At 48.2% G+C, this 913-nt stretch carries 1 protein-coding gene; it reads left to right on the forward strand.

The annotated features are described in order from the left end of the window. On the forward strand, positions 1 to 913 hold a 913-nt coding region (locus R7040_RS25240; protein WP_318097387.1), incomplete at both ends, for an HD domain-containing protein.

A 913-nucleotide genomic window follows, 5' to 3' on the forward strand; every position in this document is an offset into this window, starting at 1 on the left:
CTTCGTCGCGTCGCAGAATTAAACAAAATGCTGCTCAAACTGTTTGATCAAGCCATCATCAACGGGGGCGCAACGGAAAACGCGGAAATTTTGGATGCAGATTTTCAACGCCGTGGATCGTTAATCGAAGCCAGAAAACCCGCGCTATTCCAAGCCAGACCTGAAACTATTCTTGATATGTTTTTGCATATCGCGAACGACTCAACCATTGAGGGGGTAAGCCCTCCAACCCTGCGCCAACTGCGTACTGCACGTCGCCGCTTAAACAAGTTTTTACACACGATTCCAGCGGCTCGTGAAAAATTCTTAGCGTTATGTCGACACCCAAATGCACTTCATAAAGCATTCAGTTTGATGCACAGACTTGGGGTAATGGCCGCATATTTACCGCAATGGAGCCAGATTGTTGGTCAGATGCAGTTCGACCTGTTCCACGCCTACACGGTTGACGAGCACAGCATTCGCCTACTCAAACACATCAATACCTTTAACAATCCAGACAACCATGCGAAGCATCCGATTTGTTGCGACATATACCCTCGCATGCAAAAGAAAGAACTGCTGATCATTGCAGCAATCTTCCATGATATTGGTAAAGGTCGCGGTGGTGATCACTCAGTGATTGGTGAAGGTGAAGCGTACGATTTCTGTATTGAACACGGGCTGTCGAAGCCAGAAGCTAAGTTAGTGGGCTGGCTGGTGAGGCATCACCTTCTCATGTCAGTCACCGCACAACGACGCGATATTTACGATCCTGACGTCATTACAGAGTTTGCGAAACAAGTTCGTGACGAAGAATCTCTTGAGTATTTGGTGTGTCTCACGGTTGCGGATATTTGCGCAACCAATCCAGAGTTGTGGAACGCTTGGAAACGCACGCTGCTTGCCGAGCTCTTCTACTCAACGCAACGCG

This window comes from Vibrio sp. 1069, assembly GCF_033340555.1.